This is a genomic window from Idiomarina solivarensis, assembly GCF_033052755.1.
Classification (GTDB): Bacteria; Pseudomonadota; Gammaproteobacteria; order Enterobacterales; family Alteromonadaceae; genus Idiomarina.
On record NZ_JAVFHZ010000003.1, the window covers coordinates 329,071 to 354,086 of the forward strand.

Here is a 25,016-nt window from a genome sequence, read left to right on the forward strand (position 1 = left end):
TAGCGCTCTTTTTCTAGTTCATTGTAAAAAACATCCAGACAGCCATAGCGACCATCATGAGGTTTTCAGTGAGCGAAATGAAGCCTAACGGCACATTACTGGAGCCACCGACACAGGCACATTTTAGCTCGCGTTTGTCGACATAAACGGCTTTAAACACCGATATAGAGCCTACGATGCCGATGAATAATGCGACGGGTATGGATATGACATGGGCGAATTCGGCTGCCATTAACAGACCCGCCAAGCCTTCGGCATAGGGATAAATACGGCCATAAGGCACCCATTTTTTGGCGAGAAGATCGTAATTGAGAAACATGGTAGAGAACTTCTCTACGTCCTGGAGTTTGAGCAAGGCCAGAACCACCATAGAGAAACTGATGAACCACTCGATGGTTTGTACGGTAAATACGCGACCAAAAGACAACCACGACGTGGCTACAGAGAGGAGTGCCGTCATAGTAAATAATGCAATAACGGGTCGGTAACTGGTTGCGTCAGGGTCAGGAAGAGGCTTTCCAAGAAAGGCTCGAACCTCCTCGTACCCACCGATACGTTTATCACCAATAAACACTTGTGGAGTGGTATCGACGTCGTGCTTTTCCTTGAATTTGTCGGTTTTTTGACGACTCTCTAACAGATTGTCGTCTACTTCGAAGCCATTGGCTTTAAGTAAGTGCCGGGTTTTTAGCCCAAAAGGGCACTGGTGATCAGGCGTTGACATTCTGTAAAGCGTAGCTTTTTGAGTTGACTGACTCATAGCCAAGTTCCTTACGTAAAAGTTATGTATTCATGTACGCATTATAGTCGGCAAAAGATTAAAAGCATCAATAATCAGAAGAGGGTAAAAATTCATTAAAAATGAAAAATTATTTTTATTTTGAAAAAAGTGGACAACTTTTTTTATTGCTTTTCTAGCTATCTTGAAGAGCTTATTTTAAAAGATTATTGATACATGAGGATAACTTAAAGTTGAATATACAACCTCTATAAGCTTTGCTATTAAAGGGTTTTTTATACAACTTTAATCGTTTTTAGCTTGACTAAAATCCTAAGGTTTCTATTCTGAAGGTTGTATAAACAACTTAGATGGCAGTACGAAGTCTAATCGGAAAGTAAAATAATTATAATTTAATCGAGGTGACAAAATGCAAAAAGTTACTTAAGTCTGCTGTCGCTATAGGCGTATCTGCGGCACTCTTTAATACAACAACCGTTTGGGCTCAGTCAGGGCCTGGTGATACTGAAGCCGAAAACGTTGAGAAAATCACGGTGACCGGTTCGCGAATTCAGCGAATCGAAGCCGAAAGTGCTGCTCCTGTTCAGGTTTTTACGGCGCACGATATGAAAAAGAGCTCTGTTATAGGGATGAGTTCGAAAGAGATGAGCGGTTAAATTATATACCGGTACTTTCAGAGGTTGCTAAATCAGATGCGTGGGCCGGGCACACTGGCTTTGTGCACGAAACTGCAATGAAATGGTTGGCAGATGAAAACAAAGACACATTGGACGTTTACGTGTGTGGTCCTCCACCAATGCTGAAAGCGACGTTAGAGTCTCTTGCTGACTTTGGCGTTCCGCGAGAACAAGTAAGGTTCGATGACTTTGGTATTTAGAGCTTGAAAGCGCCTGAGTTAGCAATAAATCGGGGTGGTGATGTAGAAGTCGTATCACCACCTGGGTTGACTACCTCGTTATGGGTACTTCCTTTAATTGATTGATCTTTATCAGCCAAAAGAGATACACTTCAAGCATGTTTTTACAGCAGAACTTCGCATGTATCGTTTAATCATTGCTCTATTGCTATTGGCAGTAACAACAATGTCATTTTCACAAACTATCAGTACGGAAGAGGCATGTATGCACGATTCTACTGAGCAGGTTTGTGATCTTGCTGATTGCGAAGTGTCGCACTCTCTTACCGATAATTGTTGCTCTGATTCAATGATGCGACATTGTTACAGTCCGTCAATTACTGTCGTTTATTCTGAGCAATCGACGGTTCCGCCTGTTGATAAGCTGCTTTTTAACGCAACCTCATTCTTAGATACGAGTATTAAAGAAAAACACTCACTCTCGCTTTTCCGCCCCCCAATCCACTCTTAAAAATACGGGATTTCTCGATCCTGGCGCGTCTATCGCTCAGGTAAAAGCACAGCTATAAGCTTTGGTTCGCTCATTGTTGTTACGACGCCGCTCGTCGTCCTCGTTACGCTCTGATTCATAGCTTGGTCTGTGTTGAATCTAAAAATTCACAGTTTTTGAGAGTAACAATATGAAACTTTTAAGAAGAATGGCTTATTTAGGTGTTCTGACTGCAGTAGTGCCAAATGTTGTTAGTGCACAAGAGCCACTTTTGAATTTGCAAGAAGCAGTGAGTATCGCTGTACAAGAAGATCCTTGGTTAACGGCAAGTAAGCAAACCCAAGAGGCATTCGCGAGTGAAGCGATAGCCTCTTCCAGTTTGCCTGACCCTAAAATATCATTCACGGCTGCCAGTTTCCCGGTTGACAGTTTTAGTTCAAGACAGGAAGGGATGACCCAGTTAGTCGTCGGTGTTTCACAAGCATTTCCCAGAGGAGACACATTATCGTTGTCTCGTAAGCAGAAAAACCAATTAGCTCAAAAACAACCGCTTTTGAGAGCGGATCGCATTGCTAAAGTCAAAACAACGGTCACTAAGTTGTGGTTAGATGTCTTTTTCTCTCAGCAAAGTATCCGCTTGATTGAATCGGATAGAGCGCTTTTTGAACAGTTAGTGTCAACCGCTAAGGCGAGTTATACCAGTACCGAGGGAAAAGCACGGCAGCAAGATGTTATTAGAGCCCAACTTGAACTTACACGCCTGGATGATCGGTTGACATTACTGCGACAAAAAGAGGAGCGACTTCAAAGCGAACTGTCGGAATGGATAGGTGTTATAGCGAAATCAAGGTTACCGGATGACCTTCCGAGTCTTACGCTGAAGAAGACATTGCTATCACCTTCGACAATACCGAAACAAGCCTTGTACGAATTGATAAAAGAACACCCGGTTTTGCAAGCGACCGATCAAGACATTTTGGCGTCGAAGACGTCTGTCGAGCTCGCTCAGCAAGGTTATAAACCGCAATGGTCAGCCAATCTGAAATATGGCCATAGAAACGACGATCCAAGCGGCAATGACCGTGCCAACTTGCTGTCAGCCGGGGTTACGTTCGATGTCCCTTTATTTACTGATAACAAACAGGATAAGCAGGTACGCTCAGCAAAGTTTAAAACGGAAGCAAAAAAAACTGAGAAGTTATTGGTTGCCAGGCAGTTAATAGCCAATTTACGCAGTACGTTTTTACAACTGAACCGTTTGAATGAACGTGCTGCCCTATATCACGAAGAGCTACTTCCACAAATGTCCGCCCAGTCTGAAGCCGCATTGACTGCCTACAACAATGATGATGGCGACTTTGCCGAGGCGGTACGGTCACAGATTGCGGAAGTCAACGCAAAAATTGATGCATTAGCAATCGCCATCAACCGCCAAAAATTGATTGCCGAAGCAAACTACTTATTACTTTCAGGAGTGTAAAATGAAAACAGTCACCAAATCTCTTATAAGTTTAGCTGTAGGCTTTGCAGTTGGCGCTGGCGCTATTGGCTATGTAATGCAATCGACTGAAGTGTCTGATCGTTCATCGGGCAATGCAGAAAAAGAGCCGTTATATTGGGTGGCTCCGATGGATCCCAATTATCGTCGAGACAAACCAGGAAAGTCTCCAATGGGGATGGACCTTATTCCTTACTATGGTGATGATGCAGAAGAGAGTTCACCTGGTACGGTGAGAATTGATCCCGACGTTATTAATAACCTTGGGGTTACAACTGCAACGGTCACCGTTTCGAGACTCAACCTAGATATCGAAACGGTCGGTTATGTTCAGTTTGATGAGAACCGAGTGCTGACAGTAAGTCCCCGTGTTGAAGGCTGGATTGAGAAGCTTTTCGTAAAAGCGGTTGGTAACTCGGTTAAAGCCGGCGAGCCTTTATACAGTATTTACTCACCGGAAATGGTTAATGCGCAAGAGGAGCTTGTATTGGCCTCGCAAAGAGGTAATCAGGTGCTAATTGATGCCGCTGAAGAACGCTTAAGAGCTCTGCAAGTCTCTGAATCTGAGATTAAGAAGTTAAAAGAAACTCGTAAAATTCAGAAAACAATCACGGTAAAAGCAAAGCAGTCCGGGGTATTGGATAGACTGACTGTGCGTGAAGGTGCGTTTGTAACGCCGAGTATGAATTTAATGACCATTGCTCAACTGGATAAAATTTGGGTTATTGCAGAAGTCTTTGAGCGGCAATTGAACCAGGTTGAGGTAGGCAATGACGTTCAAATGAACCTTGAGTATGCTCCAGGTAAAGAGTGGCAAGGAAAGGTTGATTATGTCTATCCGTCACTTAACCCTAAAACTCGGACGGGACAAGTTCGAATTCACTTCGACAACCCAGATGGTTTTTTAAAACCGGGCATGTTTGCGAATCTTAACATTAAGGCTGGTTTAGGCGACAAAAACTTAATCATCCCTAAAGAAGCGCTTATCCGAATGGGTGGTTCGAACCGAGTTGTACTGGCACTGGGTGATGGGAAATTTAAATCAGTTAATGTTGACGTTGGGCGGTTAGGGAGCTCGCGAGTTGAAATTTTATCGGGTCTTATGGCAGGTGATGACATCGTTACTTCAGCTCAGTTTTTGATTGATTCTGAGTCCAGTAAATCCTCTGACTTTAAGCGCATGCAACATGACACTGATGCTGATAACGAGAGCCATGGCAGTATGTCAAGTGACGCAGCAGCTCAAGCTGTCTGGGTTGAAGCAACCGTTAAAAATGTTATGCCTCAGCACTCGATGGTTACGCTGGAGCACGGTGAGATTTCTGAATGGGACTGGCCTGCAATGACGATGGACTTCGATGTTGCTTCGGATGTTGAACTTTCTCAGCTTAGCACGGGGTTATCCTTGCATGCGGAAATAACGCAAGTCGGGAAGCAACAGTACCAGCTCACATCGATTCATATTCCCGAGCAAAAACAAGTGACAGAGCAGGAGCATAACCATGATTAAGTCAGTCATTCGATGGTCAGTGAGTAACCGTTTTTTCGTTCTTCTGGCGACATTAATCCTCGTGGGTGTTGGTGCTTTTGCGGTTAAGAATACGCCCGTAGACGCACTGCCGGACTTGTCGGATGTCCAGGTGATCATTAAAACCAGCTATCCGGGTCAAGCGCCGCAGGTGGTAGAAGATCAAGTAACCTATCCATTAACAACCGCTATGCTGTCTGTCCCCGGCGCTAAAACCGTCCGTGGATATTCGTTTTTCGGCGACTCCTATGTGTATGTCATTTTTGACGAAGATACAGACGCTTACTGGGCGCGTTCGCGAGTACTGGAATATTTGTCTCAGGTTGCTCCGACACTGCCTTCTAATGCAAGACCGCAATTAGGCCCTGATGCAACAGGGGTTGGTTGGGTGTATTTGTATGCCTTGGTTGATCGTACGGGTAACCACAATTTGAGTGAGTTACGCAGTATGCAGGATTGGTTTTTAAAGTATGAACTGCAAACGGTCGAGGGGGTTTCGGAAGTTGCCGCCCTCGGCGGGATGGTAAAGCAGTACCAGGTGAAAGTGGATCCGGAGAAGCTGCGCGCATTCGATATTCCTCTTGCTCACATACAAAATGCTATCCAGCGAGGTAATCAGGAAGTGGGGGCGTCGGTGGTTGAAATGGCGGAAGCTGAGTATATGGTCCGGGCCTCAGGCTATATTGATGGTGTGTCAGACTTAGAGAGTATCCCGCTTGGCGTTGATGAAAATGGCACGCCATTATTGCTTAAAGACGTTGCTGATGTGGGTGTGGGCCCCCAAATGAGACGCGGTATCGCCGAACTCAACGGTGAGGGAGAAGCCGTGGGTGGTATTGTGGTAATGCGTTTCGGAGAAAATGCCCAAAAAACGATTGATGGCGTTAAACAAAAGTTGGAAGAATTAAAGTCTGGGCTACCAGAAGGTGTCGATATAGTCACTGTCTATGATCGTTCGGGGCTTATCTCGGATGCCGTGGAAAGTCTCTGGAAAAGTTTAATAGAAGAACTCGCTATTGTCGCGTTTATCTGTGTGATATTTCTCTTCCATGTCCGCTCCTCGCTGGTTGCCGTTATCAGCTTGCCTTTGGGTATTTTAACCGCGTTTATTGTCATGTATTGGCAAGGAATTAACGCGAATATTATGTCACTTGGAGGGATCGCAATCGCTATTGGCGCTATGCTCGATGGTGCCATCGTCATGATTGAAAATATGCATAAGCATATGGAAAAAACGCCACTGACAGCAGAGAACCGCTGGCGGGTGGTTGCCGCCTCTGCTTCAGAGGTGGGCCCTGCTCTTTTCTTTAGCTTGCTCATTATTACCGTCAGCTTTATGCCGGTATTTACCTTAGAAGCCCAGGAAGGGCGGATGTTTTCTCCGCTTGCTTTCACGAAAACTTACGCAATGGCAGCCAGTGCAGCCTTAGCGGTTACCGTTATCCCCGTGTTGATGGGATATTTTATCAGAGGAAAGGTAACACCTGAGGGGAAAAACCCGCTTAATCGGTTATTGATCGCCGGGTATAAACCGCTTTTAAAAGGCATTTTGAAATACCCCAAGACAGCAGTTGTCGGAGCGCTTGTTATCCTGGCCGTTGGTGTCTGGCCGATTGACAAAATTGGTAGTGAATTTATTCCAGATTTGGATGAGGGCGATTTGATGTATATGCCCACTACCTATCCCGGATTATCAATTGGTAAAGCAAGGGAGCTGTTGCAGCAAACCGACAAGCTCATAAAAACGGTACCGGAAGTGAAGACGGTTTTTGGCAAAATTGGTCGAGCGGATACCGCCACTGATCCGGCACCCCTAACGATGATTGAAACCTTTATTCAACTGAAACCGAAAGATCAGTGGAGAGACGGTATGACCACTGAGAAGTTGAAAAAAGAACTGGATGCGCTTGTAAAGTTTCCGGGGCTGACCAATGCGTGGGTTTACCCCATTAAAACTCGCATTGATATGCTATCGACAGGTATCAAAACGCCGGTAGGTATAAAAGTTGCCGGAGCCGATCTTAATGAAATTCAGACGATAGGGCAGCAGCTTGAAGCAATACTTGATGATGTCGATGGTACGGCTTCTGTTTATTCAGAGCGAGTGGCAGGTGGACGCTATGTCAAAGTTGACATAGAAAGAGAGCAGGCTGCACGTTATGGCTTGAACATTGAGGATGTGCAGCAGGTCGTTGCCACGGCTATTGGTGGAATGAATGTTTCAGAGACCATTGAAGGGCTTGAACGTTACCCAATAAACTTGCGCTACCCTCAAGATTACCGTGATTCGCCGGAAGAATTAAAGAAGCTACCTTTAGTTACGCCAAACGGGCAGCGTATTAGTTTGGCGGATGTGGCTGATGTCTACGTTGAACTTGGACCGCCGGCAATTAAAAGCGAAAACGCAAGACTTAATGGCTGGACTTTTGTCGACATTGAGGGAGTTGATGTCGGCACTTATGTTGAAAAAGCAATGAAGGTTGTAGAACAAGAACTCGAGTTGCCAGCAGGGTATTCAGTTACCTGGTCCGGGCAGTACGAATATATGGAAAGGGCAAAGGAAAAACTGACTTACGTGATTCCGTTAACGCTCGCGATTATTATCGTTCTTTTGTACATGAATTTTCGAAATGCCACGGAAATCGCGATCATACTGGGAACCTTACCTCTTGCGTTGGTCGGTTCAATTTGGCTGATGTATCTTTTAGATTATAACTTCTCAGTTGCTGTAGCGGTTGGCTTTATAGCACTAGCGGGGGTTACCGTAGAAATAGGGATATTAATGCTGACTTATCTTAATCAGTCCTATAACGAATACGAACAACGCCAACTAGAGCAAGGTAAAGCTTTGACTAAAGACGGTGTTTCTCGCGCTGTAATGGAAGGGGCTGGGCTTCGTGTTCGTCCTGTCATGATGACGGCTGTTTCTACAATTGCAGGTCTACTGCCTATTATGTTCAGCACAGGAACTGGTGCTGAAGTGGTTAGCCGAATAGCCGCCCCGATGGTTGGAGGAATGATCAGTGCGGTTATTCTAACCTTGCTCGTGTTACCCGCTGTTTACTACTTGTGGCGTGGGCAAAAGGTTAAGCGTGTATAAGACCAATTATTTTAGTTAAGAGACGCACATCATTGATCTTGATCAATGATGTGCGCTAACAAGTATGCTAGGTTAAAATTCGGGATTGGGGACACACATATGGCTCAAACAAAATTTTTAGTTGTGCTTATGCTAGGAATAGTAATTCAACTATCCTTCCCAGCTGCTCCTGTCCATAATACTGCCTCCAGCGCAGAGCACGTAATCAACGTTAATCAGGCAGATGTTGCAAACGAGAGAAAAAGCAACATTCATTGTGATGACGACGAACAACCTGCCAGTAAAACGTGCTGTTATTGTTTAACTGACTCTGCTGATACATGTTTAATGGATGCGGGGTGCAACTCTGCAAGCTCACCTTTAGTATTAATTCCGTTCAATTTGCCAATAAAGTCAATTGGTTACTTGCAGCATCCTCTTTCATATGAAGGGAATGTTAAGCAAATGTCTTTTGATATTTTTTATCCTCCGAAATAGCTCCTGCTGAATTTCAATTAAAACTTTTTTCGAAATTTAATCATGCTAGATAGAGCTCTTAAGTTAAGTGACTTAAGGCTTGTAGGAGAATATATGAACCTATCTAAAATCACCGCTATTTTTGATCAACTTCGGCAAGACGCAGTGGAGGAGACTCTGGTTGGGTGTGGCGTTAGCGGCTTTACATTGTTTCCTGTTCGAGGTCGAGGCTATTACTTCGATAGTTATAACGATGATCACTTAGTTGAGCACGTACAGCTCGAAGTTTATGTGAACAGTGCTGACGCGCGTGACGTTGCGTTTTTGGTAGTTGAAGCGGCCCATACCGGGGTATCTAACGAGGGCTTAGTCTGTATCTCGCCAATAGATGAATTGCTTTGGGTTCACGACAAACGAGCAGCGACTGATAAAGAACTCTCGTTACAACGTTAATATCGCGGCAACGTCGACTGAAGCATATTGGTAGTTTTAATAAATAGGACAGTACTGATGTCAACTAACGATCATAGAGCCGGAGTGCGGGAAATTAACTTAGTCAATCGCACGTTAAAGCTAAACACTGAGAGTGTGAAAAAAGTTCGCGAAGCGATTAACGAAATCGATCGCTTGGTTGGTCTTGATAGCGTTGCCTACGACTCTGACCAGAACTTGTTATCGGTCGCTTATGATGCCTCTAAAGTCGATCTGACTATGATAGAGGAAAAGCTCGGAATATTTGGTGTTGAAATAAATAGTGGCTGGTGGACTCACTTGAAAGAGGAATACTACAAATTTATTGATCAAAATATTAAAGATAATGCAGAGCATACACCGTGGAGTTGCCACAGAAGCCCGCCACGTACCAAAAGCAAACGAAAGTAACAATTAATTATAGGTAAGGAGTAAAAAATGCAAATAGAAACAATCAAAGATGTACTGAGTTGGACCGTTGATTTCCACAAAAACCTGAAGGAGTGTGTGACTCACTGCTCTAAACAAAACCAAGATGAACGAGCTCGGATGATTCTAAGCTACGTGTCGGGTCATGAGGCTAGCTTAGAGCGAATGGTCGAAGGTTTTTTGAGTACAGCAAACCGAAATGCATTAGACACTTGGTGTTATGACTATATTGGGAAACATCCCATCGTTGAGCATGGACACTGTGATTCGCCTTTTAAAGAGTTAGATACTGATCACATTATGGAGAACATTGTAAACCATCATGAGCAAGTCATTGAGTTGTATGAACACCTATATTCCCGTGTTGATATAGACAGCGCAAAAGAGCTGTTAGAAACAGTAAAAAACGTTGAAGAAAATGAAATTAAACGAATGGTGCAAACTGCGAACCGATTTTCGGATATGTAGTTAGTGAAAATTTTATCGTTGGTACTTTGTGGGAAAGAGCCCTGATTTGGTTAATTTTCCATAAATAAGGAGCACTTGTATGGGTGTGAAAACTGAGGACGTTAGTAGTTCCATTGAGGAACTCATTATCGAGGGAGCCGGTTGCGCGAGTTGTGTTGGCAAAATCGAGAGTGCACTAAAGTCTGTATCCGGTGTGGAAAATGCAGAGATGAACTTTGCGCAGCGAACAGTCAGTGTGACAGGAACAGCAAGTCCGAGCGCTTTAGTGAAAGCGGTAGAGAAGGCGGGGTATAGCGCTAAAGTAGCCACTTCCCAAAGTGGCGATGATGCGTTGGCAGAAAAAGAGCAAGCCGACTGGGCTTACTATAAGCGACTGATGCGTGAGATGACCGTCGCGCTGTCGTTAGGTGTACCCCTAATGATTTATAGCCTTTTTGTTGGTGAAATGACGGTTACCACTACCTCAGAACGTGTGACATGGTTAGTCGTAGGTATTCTAACGTTAGGTGTACTTTATTTCTCTGGCAAACACTTCTTTGTTGGTGCCTGGCAATCCCTGAAAAATCATTCCGCTAATATGGATACGCTGATCGCGCTTGGTACTGGTACAGCCTGGTTGTATTCTATGGTGGTTGTAATCGTTCCACACCTGGTTCCGGAAATGGCGCGTCACGTTTACTTTGAAGCGACTGCGATGATTATCGGTTTGATCAATCTGGGGTTGGCACTTGAACTGAAAGCTCGTGGGCGCACGTCCGAAGCCATAAAGCGTCTCATTGGTTTGCAGGCCAAAACAGCTAGGGTGATTCGTGACGATAAACAATTGGATATCGCCATCGAAGACGTACTCGAGGAGGACGTAGTACGTGTTCGTCCCGGAGAAAAAATCCCTGTTGATGGAAAAGTTATAGAGGGAAGTACCACCGTTGATGAATCTATGCTAACGGGTGAACCCATGCCCGTGGAAAAATCAGTTGGTGATGACGTTGTGGCGGGCACGATAAATAAAAGTGGTTCCTTTTTGTTTCAAGCGACAAGAGTCGGAAAAGATACAGCACTTGCTCAAATTATTAACATGGTGAAACGGGCGCAAAACTCTAAGCCCCCAATCGGTCGTCTTGCCGATGTTATTTCAGCTTACTTTGTGCCAGTCGTTATGATTATCGCTGTTATCAGTGCTCTAGCTTGGCTTAACTTTGGGCCTGAGCCGGCACTGGCCTTTGCTGTGGTATCAGCGACCACTGTCTTGATTATTGCTTGCCCTTGCGCATTAGGCCTGGCGACGCCTATGTCGGTAATGGTGGGTGTAGGAAAAGCCGCAGAGGCAGGTGTGCTGATTCGCAATGGCGAAGCATTGCAAACAGCGTCGAAAGTATCGGCTATGATCCTGGATAAAACGGGCACCATTACACTTGGTTCTCCTAAAGTCACCGACGTATTAGTAGCGAGTGAGTACGATGAGCAAACCGTACTGCAACTTGCAGCGACACTTGAGTCTGGCTCTGAACATCCGCTAGCACAGGCGATAGTTGAGTCAGCCAGGGAAAGAGGGATTAAGACAAGTAAGGTCTCGAACTTCAACGCCATCGCTGGTCATGGCGTGGAGGCAGAAGTTGACGGGAAGTCCCTCCTTTTCGGTAATGAAAAGCTGTTGCGTGAACGTCAAGTTGAGCTCGGTAACTTTGTTGAAAAAGCCCAAGGCTTAGCTGCTGAAGCTAAGACGCCTATGTACTTTGCCGTTGATAATGAGTTAGCTGCAATTATTGCAGTTGCCGACCCGATAAAAGACGACTCCGTAGCCGCCATTAAACGTTTGCAAGATAACGGTGTGCGAGTAGTGATGCTTACTGGTGATAATCGCGCGACAGCAGAAGCAGTTGCTGAAAAAGTAGGAATTAAAGAATTTTTCGCTGAAGTTCTGCCGGAAGAAAAATCAAAAAAGGTTCAGGAGCTGCAGATGGAAGGCGAAATCGTTGGCATGACGGGAGATGGTATTAATGATGCGCCAGCACTGGCTATTGCCAACGTGGGCTTCGCCATCGGTACGGGCACGGATGTAGCCATTGAAAGTGCTGACATTACTTTGATGCGGGGGTCGTTACATGGTCTAGCTGATGCAGTAGCTGTAAGTAAGGCTACTCTGCGCAATATCAAGCAGAATCTATTCGGTGCTTTTATTTACAACGTGGCAGGTATACCTTTTGCCGCAGGTGTACTGTACCCGTTTCTCGGCATTCTATTAAGCCCTGTCATTGCCGGTGCAGCCATGGCTTTTTCGTCACTCACGGTAGTGAGTAACGCTAATCGGTTGCGCTTTTTCAAAGCGAAGAGTCACTGATTCCTCTTTTAATTAGAGCTCTTTCAGGAGAGTAAAAATGTTATTTATTAATATCGCTGGCTTAACATTAATTGCACTGATTGTCTGGTGGTTTTGGCTTTATGAACCTGCTGAGAAACAGGCGGAAGAAGGTGAGATTGTAATTACTGTAGAAAACGGTACCTACTCACCTTCGCGTATAAAGGTGCGAGAAGGCAAGCCTGTTGAGCTTAAATTTCTGCGAAAGGATCAATCTCCTTGCTCTGAAACTTTGCTCATTCCCAAGCTAGAAATAAGTGAAACGTTGCCTTCTAACAAATTAAAGCAAATTCAAATACCAGCGCTGGAACCCGGAGAGTACGACTTTCATTGCCAGATGCAAATGTATCGGGGAAAGCTAGTTGTCGGTTAAATGGCTTAAAACGTCCAGGTCACAATATGAGCTTTAAAAGTTTCCCGTTAGATTCGATGAAATTCAATTTCATCGAAGGCATTGAAGGATTCGGCAATAAATATCGCCGTTATATGAGGTCTACGTCAGCGTGGGCTCCAAGATTTAACGATAGTGAAACAAAGTAAAATTAATGAGACCAATACAATTTGGTCATAGTCAAGAGGGTAATAAAATGAAAAAAGTACTTTCAGCTTTAACTATCACAGCTTTAATGGCCTCTCCTGTCTTTGCTGATGCACAGCATAAACATGGTGATGATAAAACAGGTTCAATGAGTGGAATGATGCATCATGAAAAAATGACATCAATGAATGAGCACATGCAAGAAATGCGCGAAGCTATGGAAAAAATAAAAAGCGAATCCGATCCCAAGAAACGTAAAAAACTAATGGAAGAACACATGAAGTCAATGCAGAAGGGAATGCAAATGATGAACCATGGGATGGATAAAGGCATGAACAAAGGAGAACATAAAAAGGGAGACAAAGCAGAGCAAATGGGCAAAGAGAATATGATGAATAAAATGAAAATGATGGAGCATAGAATGGATATGATGCAAATGATGATGGAGCAGATGATGGAACATCAGAGTGAAGAAAAAAAGGAAATGTAGTAGAGATTAAGCTCTCCGTTGGAAATGCCGCTACTTGCAGTGTGCAAGTAGCGGTACTTTTTCAATATATCTAATTTACAACGGTATTTTTAAGGAGGAAGTTATGAAACTTAATGCAAAGAAATTTGGCTTAGCAGCTGGCGGTGCTTTCGCAGTTTTATGGGGAGTTTGTAGCTTGCTAGTGCTTATTATGCCCTCTAGCATGATGGCTTTAACAGAAGGCATGGTTCACGGAAAACTCTCTGGTTTCGAGTGGCATTTGAGTTTTAGTGGATTTGTTACGGGATTATTCGGGTGGTCCTTGGGAGCTATGATTACTGGCTGGCTAATTGTAACGTTATATAATAAACAAATGAAAACGGCTAAATGAGATTGTTGTCAAACTGGAAGCCTTTAAATCTGTTGCTCTGAAACTTTGCTTATTCCTGATCTGGGGATCAGCGATACTTTACCGACCAATAAGTTAAAGTTGATCGAATTGCCAGTATTAAAGACCGGAGAATACGATTTTCATTGTCAGATGCAAAGGTATCTAGGAAAACTTATTGTCAAATAAGTGAGACAAATAAGAGCTAATATGAATGAAAAAAAAGTGCTTATAACAACTATTATCACTCCTGAACTAGCTTAACCTATCACCAACCAGCAGCTAACCCCGAAATATTGGTAACTGTCCAGTGAAGTTAAGCTAGGTTATCTCACCCAGCGCAGCAAGATAATTGGCTAACATCTTTAGTAAACGTTTGAGCGCATAATTTTAAGCCTTCTACCATCGTAAGGTATGGGAAGAGCTCATCAGCCAACTCATTGACTGTCATTCCTGCTCTTATCGCCATTACAGCAGCTTGAATCAACTCACCAGCTTCTCCTGCGACGACTTGAACACCGAGCAGCCGGCCGCTGCCACTTTCTGCGACAATTTTTATAAACCCTTGGGTATCGAAGTTAACCAATGCCCGTGGGACATTTTCAAGGCCCAACGTGCGGCTTTCGGTGACGTAACCACCAGTTTTAGCATCAGCTTCTGATAAACCCACCGTGGCGACTTGTGGATCAGTAAAGATAACCTCGGGCATGGCACTGAGATCAAGATGCGCATCACCGCCCGTCATGTTAATAGCGGCTCGGCTGCCGCCTGCGGCGGCGACATAGACAAACTTCGGCTGATTCGTACAGTCGCCTGCCGCATATACTCTTGAGTTAGAGGTTTGCATGCGATCGTTAATCGTTATGGCACCGCGCTCGGTTTGTACGGCGATGGTTTCTAAATCGAGGTTTTCCGTATTGGGCGTGCGGCCTGTGGCCACGAGCAGTTGTTCTGCTTTTAATGTTCCGGCATTGGTTTTGAGAATGAAGTGTTGTCCGTCGTAACGCACTTCGCTGGCTTCTGTATGCTCAAGCACATTGATGCCTTCGTGATAAAAAACAGTGGCTATTGCCTCACCAATGGCAGGCTCGTCTTGGGATAACACCCGACTGCGAGCCAAAACAGTAACTTCACTACCGAGACGCGCGAAGGCCTGTGCTAATTCAAGAGCAACGACCGAGGCTCCAATAATAGCGAGGCGCTTAGGAATGTTACTTAGCCCTAATGCGCTTGTCGAAGTAAGGTAAGGGGTTTCAGCTAAGCCGGGGATGGGTGGTTGTGCGGGTCGGGCCCCGGTGCCGATAAAAGCACGGTCAAAGTGAACCGTTTGCTCACCGCCATCGCAAAGTGATACGGAAAGAGTTTCATCGTTTATAAAGCGGGCTTCGCCGTTAATAACGGTAATGGCGGAATTCTCTCTAAGAATACTCTGGTATTTGGATTCACGGAGTTCTTCTACCCGAGCCTGTTGTTGCTCGAGGAGAGCTGATCGATTTACCTTAAGAGTATGGGTACTTAAGCCTTTATCAAAAGGGCTTTCTCGCCGCAGTTGGGCGATATGAGCCGCTCGGATCATGATTTTAGACGGGACACAGCCAATATTGACACAAGTTCCGCCAATAGTACCTCTCTCAATGAGCGTCACTCGGGCACCTCCCTCGGTCGCTTTGAGTGCCGCAGCCATCGCACTGCCGCCGCTACCAATGACAGCAATGTGTAAATTGTTATTACTCATAACGGTTACTCCTTGGTCTTTCAGTTTTACAGCAGCTATAAGGCATTGTGATGTTTCATGACTGATTTTTTGGTGCCGTTGCTTTCAGTGTTGATGGGTATCCTGCATTTGTCGTTGCTTCAGTGAGCTGCTTAACTGACGTTTTTTCGTCGTCGAATGTCACGGTTGCATCCCGCTCTTCAAAACGGACATCGACGGCGCTCACACCTGCAACTTGGCCAAGTGCAGCTTTGACAGTAATTGGGCAGGTGACGCATGTCATACCGGGTACTGATAGCGTAACCGTTTTCTCAACCGCCAATGCGGGCATGCTAAACAGTAAAAATAAAATGGTTGTTATCATTGTTTTTTTCATCGTGTATTGCCTCCTAGTAAAACAAAGGAACAACATAGGGGTAAGCCAATGCTGTTAAAGTAAGCACCGCAACGAGCCAAAACATCACTTTGTAGCTCTTACGAGCATTTGGCGTTGCGCAGGTGTTATCAGGGTTGCAGTCATCAGCACGCCGGTATATTCGACGCCAGGCAAAGAATATGGCAATCAATGCAATGGTAATAAAAATGGGTCGATAAGGCTCAAGTGCTGTGAGGCTCCCAATCCAGGCCCCGGATACACCGAGTGCAAGTAATATGAGGGGACCCAGACAACACGCAGATGCCAGAGTCGCTGCGATCCCTCCCGCGAGAAGAGAGCCCCGACCAGATTTTGAATTTGACATAAGAGTAACTCCTTCGGGCATTTTGCTTTAATGTGTTAATCTTAAACCCGTACCTCACTACGGAAGCAATAGCTATGTTAAAAAAACGCAACGTAATGACAATTGGCACGCTGGCCAAAACAGCCGGCGTGGGCGTGGAAACGGTGCGCTATTATCAGCGCCGAGGGCTAATGAGCGAGCCGGAAAAGCCGTATGGGGGGATCCGACATTACGACGAACAAGCGCTTGCTCGGCTTCATTTTATTCGCGCGTCTCAATGGCTTGGATTTAGTCTGGATGAAATTGGTGAGCTATTAACTCTGCAAGATGGCGCTCATTGCGATGAGGCACGGGAGCTTGGGGAGCAAAAGCTCACCAGTGTTCGTCGAAAGATATCGCACTTACAGCAAATTGAACGAGCGTTGAATGAGCTGGTGCAAAAATGCAGCGCCGGACACGGAGATGTCTATTGTCCACTGATGGCCTCGCTTAATGACGGGGTTGAGGACGCTACCACGGACAAACATAAGGTGCGTTAGTCTGTGTAGTAAAACTTTTGAGCGGAGTTCTTTAACTGAATTGCTTTATAGCTAACGCCAGCCATACACAAGAATCCCCATACCGGTTAGCACAAACGCCGTGCCAATCAGGTCGAAATTGGATAGTGGCGATTTATCGACAATTCGCAGCCAGACTATGGCAGTTAACACGTAAATACCACCATAAGCTGCGTAGACCCGCCCGCTTTCCGCCGGATGAAGTGTTAACAAGTAAGCAAATAAGGCTAAGCTCACTGCCGCCGGAATGAGCAACCAAACCGAATGGCCCTCTTTGAGCCATAGGTAGGGTAAATAGCATCCGACAATTTCAGCAATTGCGGTGGCAATAAATAAGCCCAATGTTTTCATTAAAAATAATGCACTCATTATCAGTTGTCCCTACAGGCTTCATCAGGATCTTCTAGTTCTACCGTTGTATGGCTTAAAGCATAGGGCGCAAGGACGTCATCGATGCGCTGTTTTAAATCGCTACGGGCCTCGATATCAAGGTTTTTAGATAACACCAAATGAACGGTTAATACATGCTCCTCGCCATCTAGTGACCAAAAATGCAGATGGTGTAGGTCAGCAACATGAGGTAGCTCCAGTAAAGTGTCAGCGACTTGTCTGTAGGTTTCTTTGTCCGGAGTTGCTTGTATGAAGAGTTTCAGCGTTGCCCACAGGTTGCGCAGCACATTCACTAAAACAAACATAGTAAAACCAATCGACAGTAGCGGATCGAGAATTGGCCAATCCACAAACAGCAAAACAATACCAACGATAAGTACAGCGACCCAGCCGAGAACATCCTCCAGCAAGTGCCAGTTAATAACGCGTTCGTTTAACGTTTTGCCCTCTGACAATTTGTAAGCAGCAAATCCATTAACTGTAATGCCAACGACGGCTAAAGCAATCATGCCATCAGCGACGGGCATCAGAGGGTTCCAGAGTCTGGGAATTGCTTCCACAAGTACCCAGGCAGAGCCTGCGATTAACACAACGGCATTAATAAATGCACCGGCAAGATTCAGTCTCTTATAACCGTAGGTAAAGTGTTGGTTAGCCTGTTTTTTGCCAAGTTTATTTAGTATCCACGCGAGACCTAACGACAGGCTATCGCCAAGATCATGAACGGCATCAGCTAAAATGGCGGTACTGTTGGTAAGAAAACCACCAATGAACTCAATAATGGTAAAAACAAAGTTAAGCAGAAATGCCCAACCTAATCGGTTGGACGGCATGTCCTTTGAGTGATCATGGTTATGGTGATGTCCCATAATACGTTCCTCTTTTAATAAAAGGGGGCGACAATAACCGTCCCCTTAAATGCTATTGAACCCTAACGGCTTAAATCCTTAATTTTTTGTTTCGAAAACCAAGGATAGAGCACGGGTAAGATAACCAATGTCAGCAGAGTAGCTGATACCAAACCACCAACAATGACGGTAGCCAGTGGGCGTTGAATTTCAGCCCCTGCACCGGTTGCAAACAGCATGGGAATGAGTCCTAACGCTGAGGTTATTGCAGTCATCAATACTGGGCGGAGTCGCGACCATGCGCCATCAAACACGGCATCATTAACCGCATGCCCATCGGTTATTCTCTGGTTAATACTCTCGACCAGAACCACACCGTTTAGTACCGCCACACCAAACAGTGTGATGAAACCCACGGCGCTGGGCACCGATAAGTACTGTCCTGACACATAGAGAGCCACAATACCGCCGATGACTGCCAATGGTACATTCACCAAAATCAACATGGCTTGACCCATGGTGCCGAAAGCAAAATAAAGCAGCAGGGCGATGAGTGCCAGCGATATGGGAACGACAATGGACAAGCGCTCCTGTGCTCGTTGTTGACTTTCGAACTGGCCACCAATGTCGACTGAGTAACCGGTTGGTAAATCCACCTTTTCGTCAATCGCCTTCCGAATATCGGCAACCACGCTGCCCATGTCACGACCCTGAACGTTTGATTGAATCACAACGCGACGCTGGACATCATCACGACGGATTTGCGGTGGTCCTGATTCAATTGCAACGTTGGCGACTTCGCCTAAGGTTACCCAGGCCCCTGAGGGGGTTAACAGGCGTAGCGAGCGAATAGACTCCGGCGTATCGCGGAATTGCTTGGCCAGCCGCACGTAAATATCATAGCGCTCATTACCGCGAATGATCTGCCCTGCCGAAGCGCCGCCTAAGCCATTGTCGACAACACTTAGTACATCGGAGGCATTTAAGCCGTAGCGTGATAGTTGTTGGCGTTTCGGCGAAACCACCAGTTGTGCTTCACCTTTTATTTGCTCCATCGCTACCGCAATGGCCCCGTCAACTTGCTTGACGGCACTTTCTATTTCCTGGCCTTTACGGGCCAGCACGTCAATCTCGGGTCCAAATAGTTTGATGGCTAGTTGCGATTTTACACCTGAGAGCAGTTCATCAACCCGTGTTGCGATAGGTTGTGAAAAATTAAACAACAAGCCTGGGTGAGCATCGAGTTTTGCCTCCATTTTTTCTTGTAAGGCGTAGCGATCCGATGCTGTTGTCCATTCAGACTGCGGCTTAAGACCCACGTATATCTCGATATTGCTGATAGGCTCTGGATCACCGCCCACCTCGGCTCGTCCAATGCGGCTGAGTGCATAGGTGGTTTCCGGGAACGACATCAAGATTTTTTCAAGCTTAGGTGCCACCTCTAAGGCCGTTTCAAGGTTAGAGGAGGGGGCTAATGTCACGCGAATATTAATCGTGCCTTCTTCCAGTTCGGGAGCGAACTCCGTGCCGAGACGAGGCACTAACACCAAGGCGCCGACAAACAGCACACCGGCCAGGGTAATAACGGCCTTTTTACTGCGTAAAGCGACCGACAATAGTCTTTTATAACCATTATCTAGTGGTTTAAGTAGTTTATTTTCACGAGGCTTAATACCCCGACTGAAAAAGTAACTGGCTAATGCCGGTACAACCATAATGGCCACAAAAACCGCGGAGATAATGGCCAACATAATACTGATAGCCATGGGCTCAAATAATTTAGCTTCAACACCCTGAAAACTAAACAGTGGCATAAAGACCACCAAGATAATCATGGCGGCAAAGAACACCGGTCGTGCCACTTCGTTAGCTGCTTCTTTAACTCGCAGCTTGATACCATGGCTATCGAGTTTGGCTGCCTGAGGATCTGGGTCGCGGTGCTCTGTGCGTTGCTCGGCGTCGTCTTGGTGTTCACTATCCGGGCGACTTAAGTGCTTAAAGATGTTTTCAACCATCACCACGGAGCCGTCGACCAGCATACCAATTGCAACAGCAATCCCGCCCAGCGACATCAGGTTAGCTGACATGCCCATTGCGGACATTACCATCAGGGCAATGGCGATAGAAACGGGAATGGACAGTAACACTAAAAAAGTAGCGCGTATGTTGAGCAAAAACAGTGCTAATACTGCGATAATAAAGACAAAGGCAATGAGCAGTGAATACGCGACCGTAGATACGGCTTTTTGTATTAAATCGGCCTGATCATAATACGGCTCAAAGGTGACACCCTCGGGTAATGCTTGCTGAATAAGCGGAATGCGCTTTTTAATACCGTCGATGGTGGCTTTGGTATTCGAGCCCATGCGTTTGAGCACAATACCCGACACCACTTCGCCCAGCTGGTTAACCTCGCTGTCGACTTTACGCGACATTGAGACCGCCCCCTGGCGAATTTCACTACCGATTTCGACGTCGGCAACCTGGCTCAGTGTTACGGAAACGCCGTCAACGGTTTTGAGCGGTATTTGTCGTATTTGTTGCAGGCCTTTTTTACCGCTATCCAACCAGCCGGTGCCGCGAATAACCAACTGCTCCTGACCGCGGGGCATATACCAACCACCAACGTTACCGTTATTCTTGTTGACCGCGCTCATCACATCTTGCTGTGTGAGTTCGTAAGACAGTAACTTCGCGGGATTTAGGTTAACCTGATATTGCTTAACCTTACCGCCAAAGGACAAGACTTCGGTAATTCCCTCAACGGGCATTAGTAGCAGTTTAACCACATAGTCGTTAAGACTGCGTAGCTCCATACTGCTGACACCGGAGCCCGGTTCGGCAAGTAGCAGATACTGATAAACCTGGCCGAGGCCGGAAGAGTTAGGACCCATTTCGGGTGTACCTACGCCTTCGGGTATCAACTCCTTTGCCGCCTGCAGTCGTTCAAACACCAGTTGCCGGGCAAAGTAGATATCGACACTCTCGTCAAACACTACGGTAATGCCCGATAAACCTGTTTTTGAGATTGACCGAACCTCTTTGACGTCGGGCAGAGCATACATCACCGACTCTATCGGATAGGTAATCAGCTGCTCGACTTCGGTCGCTGCTAACCCGGGGGCCTCCGTATTTACCGTTACCTGAACGTTGGTAACATCGGGGAAGGCATCCAGATTAAGTTTGGGAATAACAAAAAATGACGCAATGCTGATGCTGAATAAAGCCAATACCAATAACAGGCGATTGGCGACAGCAAACTGAATAATGCGCTGAAACATACAACCTCCTGTTAGTGGTTATGTGGGTCAAAACCGCCTTTAGCGATTTGTGAGCGAACGAAAAACGCGCCGTTGTCTACGTATTTTGTGCCTTCCTTAACGCCTCGAATAACTTTCCACGGACCCTTTTCATCAACCAATTCGACTTTCTTCGGTTCAAACTTTCCGGGTTCGTGCTCAATGAATATCTGCCAGTCACCATCAGGGGCCCGCATTAAGGCTGAGTCCTTAACTGCAAGCACCGGTCCATCCGACTTGACTGAGAAATAAACATCCGCAAATAAACCAGGGTGTAATTGGTCCTTTTCGTTATTTACCGCAAGTCGTACCGTTCGGGTGCGGGTTTTATGGTCTATTGTGTGGCCTTCCTGAATGACTTTTGCCGCAAAGCGCTGATTGTCGACACTCACTGTAACAGGATCACCAAACTGCACACTAAGGTCAGCTGAGCCTGGTAGACGAGCATTAACCCACAAGGTTTCTTCTTGCAGCACTTCAACCAAGTGATTACCGGCATTAACTTGCTGGCCTTGCTTGAAGTTATCGCTAACCACAATCCCGCCAATTTCTGAGGTCAGTTGGTATTCGCCGATAGGGTAGTTAGCTTTACTTAAACGCTTAATGTCGCTGGCTGACATACCAAATGCTTTGAGTTGCGCTTGCGCTGAGGTAAAGGCGTTTTTCGCTTCGACAAAGCGTTTTTCACCCACCGTTGACTCGCCGAGTGACTGCACGCGTTGCCACTCGTTAAGTGTGACCAAATACTGACTTTGCGCCTCCGCCATGGTCGCGCTGAAGAGGGTTGCCAGCGGCTCACCTTTTTCGACGTGGTCGCCAATACTGACAAAACGTTTGAGCACGGTCGAGTCGATGCGCGGACTCACGATGTAGCTGTTAAAGTCGTTAGCAACCACCTCGCCCGGAGCATAAACCGGGTATTCAATAACTTGAGTTTGCAAGGTTCGCGTGGTGATATACGCCATGGACAGCTGCTTGCTGGATAGCTCCACGCCTGCACTTTCCTTATGTTCACCTTGCTCGTGTTTGCCTTTTTCCTTGTGGGTATCTTCTTTTTCGTCGTGTCCGTGTTCATCCTGCGCCATAACCGAAAAGCTCAGCGCAAGTGCTATTGCTGCGTATAAAGGTTTTACTGACATCGTTTACTCTCCAATCTCTGCGTTTGTTGGCTGGCTTAACGGCGATAACGTCAGCGCTTTACTGAGTTCGCCCGAACGGTACAACCATTCAATGGCGGCCAACCGATATTGTGTTTGCAGCGCTATCCCTGCAAATTGGCTATCGAGCTGCTGTTGCACAGCGGTGAGGTAGTCTGTGGTGGATAGGTCACCGGCGAGCCAGGACTGTTCAATCACCTGCATCGACTCATCCTGCCGAGATTGAAAGTCTTTTTGCCAGCTTTGCCACTGTTTTTTCACAAAGCGATAATTGTTAAGAGATGATTTCAGTGCTGCTTGCCATTGTTGCCTTAGTGCAATCAAACGTTTTTCTTCAGCAACAGCTTCGCTATTGGCTGCGCGCACCGCATCGCTGTAGTTATTGCGAACCTGTAGTGGAATGCTGAATGATAAGCCAATTACTGTTTCGTTATCGCTCTCGCCCGCTTCGACGCCTACGGTTGGGTTGGCGGAGGTTAACGAGCGTTTCCAGTCGACATCGGCGCGCTTTAATTGCCATTGCAGGTAAGCAGCTTTTAACGCCGGATGTTGTTGCCAGCGAGCCGTTAACGCAGGTTCAACGTTAAATAGCTCCTCATTCACGGAGAGTTGAGCGACATCAATCGTGGTTAGCAGAGCGTTCAACTCTGCTTCAGCGGATTGCAGTTGTTGATAAGCCGCTGCCGTTTGTTGCAGTTGCCGACTTAGTGCGAGTACCGTCAGTTGTTCGTCGACGGCACCTAAGTCACCGGCTTTACGTCGTTCGGCAACCAGGCTTATCGCCTGTTTAACGATTTTCTCTTGCTGCTCGGCCAGTGCGTAACGCTGTTTTGCATCCAGCCATTGCACATAGACATTCAACAGAGTTTTAGCATGCGATGTCGCCGACTGGCGATAAATACTCACTGCCATAGCCGTCATGGCGTCACTCTGACTGGCTCTTGCTTCATTGCGAGTGCTCCAGTCCAGCGTTTGGCTTAGACCAACAGCGTAATTATTGATGTCACCCTCACGCTCTAAGCGTGACGATAAGCTAGGGTTGTACAAAGGCTGACTTAATTGTTTGCCCTGTTGAATGAGTGCTTCAGCCTGCTGTTGAGCTGCTTCAACACTGGGGTGTTGCTGAACAGTTTGTTGCCACTGCTCGGACAGATCCTGTGCATGGGCATAGCTTGAGCTTATTGCCAGGCTGGCGGCAACAAACAAGCGTTTGCTATGTGTCGAAAATGGACCCATAGAGAGACTCCTCGGTCATTTTACTGCGTTAATAATTCGAATTGATCCGCTGCGTTGCAACGTTTAAAACAGTTATGAGGAGATTGGAGGCCGAAATAGCGGTAAAGATAAAGGGTTAGAATAAACTTCAATATAACCAGAGCGAGACGTTTTGAAACGAGGGAGCGCCATAGCTTTTTCTGATTTCATTGCATAAAGATGGAATGAACCGTGGCAGTGACAGCAATGATGACAATCAAAACTGATATCGCCATTAAGAGGAAGCTCCTCCTTATCAATATGAGATTCGTCGTGCTCAAAGCTGAGGTGCTGTTCGGAGGAAGACTGGTGAGACTGGTGCACGTCTGCGACTGCCTGACTAATTTGAGTCAGAACCGCAAACAAAATCACTATGATAAACCCCAGTCTGAACATTATAGCCCTTGGTTTGTAAAGCTATTAAACGATAACGTAATTAATATGGGTTTACAAGAATCTACTTGAGTTCCCAATGTTAGAGGCTGAGCAAAGTTTGTGAAATCTTAGGTTGATTGGTAATATAGCTCATCTTTGGGGAGTAGCCTGTTTCCATAGTTGGAAGCGTTCGTGTCAACATAATTGGCCACATGCCATGGTGCGAACACCTCTCGGTTGGCGAGACCATCGATATATCCATGCTGAAGGTTGGGCGTGTGGGTATATCGTGGACTCAGAATGCACAGCCGGAGATAACTCAATGAACCTAATTGCTCTTCTTTTACTTGCTTTTTCTATGTCAACGGACGCTTTTTCTGCGGCTGTCGGTAAAGGGGCAAGTCTTAACCGTCCTCGTTTTTTCGAAGCACTAAGAATGGGCGTGATTTTCGGGACGATTGAAGCAATAACCCCTGTTATTGGTTGGTTGGTCGGTAAATCAGCAGCCTCTTATGTTGAAGTCTGGGATCATTGGGTAGCCTTCTTTTTATTGCTGGCCCTTGGTTTACATATGGTTTATGAAGGCTTTAGACCCGGCGGAGAAGAGGTAGACAAACCCTCCAGACAATCGTTTTTTAAAGTTTCTCTTACGGCGTTAGGCACCAGCATTGATGCCATGGCAGTTGGTGTAGGCCTGGCCTTTATTGATGTGAATATTTGGCTTGCCGCGGTGCTTATCGGTTTAGCTACAACCCTTATGGTTACTTTGGGAGTGATGTTAGGGCGCTTTGTTGGAGCGGTAATAGGTCATTGGGCAGAAATGTTCGGCGGGATTACTTTAATTGGAGTGGGTTTTTGGATCTTGTTAAGCCACATATAAGAAAAGAGTTTATTAGGATAACGCTATAATTTCACTG

The 25,016-nt window shown here is 46.0% G+C and carries 25 protein-coding genes, 1 pseudogene and 1 riboswitch; of the genes and pseudogenes, 16 read left to right on the top strand and 10 right to left on the bottom strand.

Annotation, left to right across the window (positions count from 1 at the left end; all coding sequences use genetic code 11):
- Positions 1 to 13: 13 nt before the first annotated feature.
- A complete protein-coding gene (locus RBK99_RS07355; RefSeq protein ID WP_126785264.1) occupies positions 14 to 760 on the bottom strand; it encodes a MauE/DoxX family redox-associated membrane protein in 747 nt (248 codons plus the stop codon).
- A 380-nt stretch (positions 761 to 1,140) separates the two neighbouring features.
- Here RBK99_RS07355 and RBK99_RS07360 point away from each other — a divergent pair, with 380 nt between their 5' ends.
- The 14 genes and pseudogenes from RBK99_RS07360 to RBK99_RS07425 all read left to right on the top strand — a co-directional run bounded on the left by RBK99_RS07360 (position 1,141) and on the right by RBK99_RS07425 (position 13,975).
- The gene (locus tag RBK99_RS07360; protein WP_317503973.1) at positions 1,141 to 1,395 is read left to right on the top strand and encodes a hypothetical protein; all 255 of its coding nucleotides are present in this window, start codon (positions 1,141 to 1,143) and stop codon (positions 1,393 to 1,395) included.
- Positions 1,374 to 1,616, top strand: a pseudogene (locus RBK99_RS07365) (NADH:quinone oxidoreductase); the annotation flags it as partial. The gene RBK99_RS07360 and the pseudogene RBK99_RS07365, both read left to right, overlap by 22 nt.
- Positions 1,617 to 2,275: 659 nt before the next feature.
- Positions 2,276 to 3,565, top strand: coding sequence for a TolC family protein (locus RBK99_RS07370; protein WP_317503974.1), 1,290 nt, complete (start codon positions 2,276 to 2,278; stop codon positions 3,563 to 3,565).
- 1 nt (position 3,566) lies between these two features.
- A complete protein-coding gene (locus RBK99_RS07375; protein WP_273269039.1) occupies positions 3,567 to 5,093 on the top strand; it encodes an efflux RND transporter periplasmic adaptor subunit in 1,527 nt (508 codons plus the stop codon).
- Positions 5,086 to 8,211: an efflux RND transporter permease subunit gene (locus tag RBK99_RS07380; RefSeq protein WP_126785268.1), complete on the top strand. Its 3,126-nt coding sequence runs from the start codon at positions 5,086 to 5,088 to the stop codon at positions 8,209 to 8,211. The genes RBK99_RS07375 and RBK99_RS07380 overlap by 8 nt, the downstream gene beginning before the upstream one ends.
- A 99-nt stretch (positions 8,212 to 8,310) precedes the next feature.
- Positions 8,311 to 8,688, top strand: coding sequence for a hypothetical protein (locus tag RBK99_RS07385; RefSeq protein WP_133540735.1), 378 nt, complete (start codon positions 8,311 to 8,313; stop codon positions 8,686 to 8,688).
- A 93-nt stretch (positions 8,689 to 8,781) separates the two neighbouring features.
- Positions 8,782 to 9,120: a P-II family nitrogen regulator gene (locus tag RBK99_RS07390; protein WP_317503975.1), complete on the top strand. Its 339-nt coding sequence runs from the start codon at positions 8,782 to 8,784 to the stop codon at positions 9,118 to 9,120.
- 57 nt (positions 9,121 to 9,177) lie between these two features.
- Positions 9,178 to 9,549 (top strand): hypothetical protein, encoded by a 372-nt coding sequence (locus RBK99_RS07395; protein WP_034818188.1) that lies wholly within the window; start codon positions 9,178 to 9,180, stop codon positions 9,547 to 9,549.
- 27 nt (positions 9,550 to 9,576) lie between these two features.
- Positions 9,577 to 10,035, top strand: a complete 459-nt coding sequence (locus RBK99_RS07400) for an ATPase (protein ID WP_173921184.1) — start codon at positions 9,577 to 9,579, stop codon at positions 10,033 to 10,035.
- 79 nt (positions 10,036 to 10,114) lie between these two features.
- Positions 10,115 to 12,373 (top strand): heavy metal translocating P-type ATPase, encoded by a 2,259-nt coding sequence (locus RBK99_RS07405; protein WP_317503976.1) that lies wholly within the window; start codon positions 10,115 to 10,117, stop codon positions 12,371 to 12,373.
- Between the two features lie 37 nt (positions 12,374 to 12,410).
- Positions 12,411 to 12,764 (top strand): cupredoxin domain-containing protein, encoded by a 354-nt coding sequence (locus tag RBK99_RS07410; RefSeq protein ID WP_105307083.1) that lies wholly within the window; start codon positions 12,411 to 12,413, stop codon positions 12,762 to 12,764.
- 214 nt (positions 12,765 to 12,978) lie between these two features.
- Positions 12,979 to 13,419: an EMC3/TMCO1 family protein gene (locus RBK99_RS07415; protein WP_034818226.1), complete on the top strand. Its 441-nt coding sequence runs from the start codon at positions 12,979 to 12,981 to the stop codon at positions 13,417 to 13,419.
- Positions 13,420 to 13,522: 103 nt separating this feature from the next.
- Positions 13,523 to 13,789 (top strand): DUF5676 family membrane protein, encoded by a 267-nt coding sequence (locus RBK99_RS07420; protein ID WP_034818180.1) that lies wholly within the window; start codon positions 13,523 to 13,525, stop codon positions 13,787 to 13,789.
- Positions 13,790 to 13,834: 45 nt separating this feature from the next.
- Positions 13,835 to 13,975: a cupredoxin domain-containing protein gene (locus RBK99_RS07425; RefSeq protein WP_153849795.1), complete on the top strand. Its 141-nt coding sequence runs from the start codon at positions 13,835 to 13,837 to the stop codon at positions 13,973 to 13,975.
- Between the two features lie 142 nt (positions 13,976 to 14,117).
- Here RBK99_RS07425 and merA read toward each other — a convergent pair whose 3' ends face one another.
- From merA to merT, 3 genes are read right to left on the bottom strand one after another with little or no spacing between them, the layout of a single operon-like run.
- Positions 14,118 to 15,521 carry a mercury(II) reductase gene (gene merA / locus RBK99_RS07430; RefSeq protein ID WP_034818177.1) on the bottom strand — a complete coding sequence of 468 codons (1,404 nt, stop codon included), beginning with the start codon at positions 15,519 to 15,521 and terminating at the stop codon, positions 14,118 to 14,120.
- Between the two features lie 55 nt (positions 15,522 to 15,576).
- Positions 15,577 to 15,876 (bottom strand): mercury resistance system periplasmic binding protein MerP, encoded by a 300-nt coding sequence (merP, locus tag RBK99_RS07435; protein ID WP_034818174.1) that lies wholly within the window; start codon positions 15,874 to 15,876, stop codon positions 15,577 to 15,579.
- Between the two features lie 13 nt (positions 15,877 to 15,889).
- Positions 15,890 to 16,240: a mercuric ion transporter MerT gene (gene merT, locus RBK99_RS07440; protein ID WP_011234881.1), complete on the bottom strand. Its 351-nt coding sequence runs from the start codon at positions 16,238 to 16,240 to the stop codon at positions 15,890 to 15,892.
- 74 nt (positions 16,241 to 16,314) lie between these two features.
- On the opposite strand from merT, the gene merR reads away from it, so the two are divergent.
- Positions 16,315 to 16,758, top strand: coding sequence for a mercury resistance transcriptional regulator MerR (gene merR / locus RBK99_RS07445; RefSeq protein WP_011234880.1), 444 nt, complete (start codon positions 16,315 to 16,317; stop codon positions 16,756 to 16,758).
- Between the two features lie 51 nt (positions 16,759 to 16,809).
- Here merR and RBK99_RS07450 read toward each other — a convergent pair whose 3' ends face one another.
- From RBK99_RS07450 to RBK99_RS07475, 6 genes are all read right to left on the bottom strand, one after another.
- Positions 16,810 to 17,145, bottom strand: a complete 336-nt coding sequence (locus RBK99_RS07450; protein ID WP_011234879.1) for a YnfA family protein — start codon at positions 17,143 to 17,145, stop codon at positions 16,810 to 16,812.
- A gap of 2 nt (positions 17,146 to 17,147) precedes the next feature.
- Positions 17,148 to 18,035 (bottom strand): cation diffusion facilitator family transporter, encoded by an 888-nt coding sequence (locus RBK99_RS07455; protein ID WP_317498266.1) that lies wholly within the window; start codon positions 18,033 to 18,035, stop codon positions 17,148 to 17,150.
- Positions 18,036 to 18,097: 62 nt separating this feature from the next.
- Positions 18,098 to 21,295 carry an efflux RND transporter permease subunit gene (locus RBK99_RS07460; protein WP_317498265.1) on the bottom strand — a complete coding sequence of 1,066 codons (3,198 nt, stop codon included), beginning with the start codon at positions 21,293 to 21,295 and terminating at the stop codon, positions 18,098 to 18,100.
- Between the two features lie 11 nt (positions 21,296 to 21,306).
- Positions 21,307 to 22,452 (bottom strand): efflux RND transporter periplasmic adaptor subunit, encoded by a 1,146-nt coding sequence (locus RBK99_RS07465; protein WP_054490611.1) that lies wholly within the window; start codon positions 22,450 to 22,452, stop codon positions 21,307 to 21,309.
- 3 nt (positions 22,453 to 22,455) lie between these two features.
- Positions 22,456 to 23,706, bottom strand: coding sequence for a TolC family protein (locus RBK99_RS07470; RefSeq protein ID WP_317498264.1), 1,251 nt, complete (start codon positions 23,704 to 23,706; stop codon positions 22,456 to 22,458).
- Between the two features lie 72 nt (positions 23,707 to 23,778).
- Positions 23,779 to 24,120, bottom strand: coding sequence for a hypothetical protein (locus RBK99_RS07475; protein ID WP_166649039.1), 342 nt, complete (start codon positions 24,118 to 24,120; stop codon positions 23,779 to 23,781).
- A 125-nt stretch (positions 24,121 to 24,245) separates the two neighbouring features.
- A riboswitch (yybP-ykoY riboswitch) is annotated at positions 24,246 to 24,383 on the top strand.
- Positions 24,384 to 24,421: 38 nt separating this feature from the next.
- On the opposite strand from RBK99_RS07475, the gene RBK99_RS07480 reads away from it, so the two are divergent.
- Positions 24,422 to 24,979, top strand: coding sequence for a manganese efflux pump MntP (locus RBK99_RS07480; protein WP_110014392.1), 558 nt, complete (start codon positions 24,422 to 24,424; stop codon positions 24,977 to 24,979).
- The last annotated feature ends 37 nt before the right edge of the window (positions 24,980 to 25,016 follow it).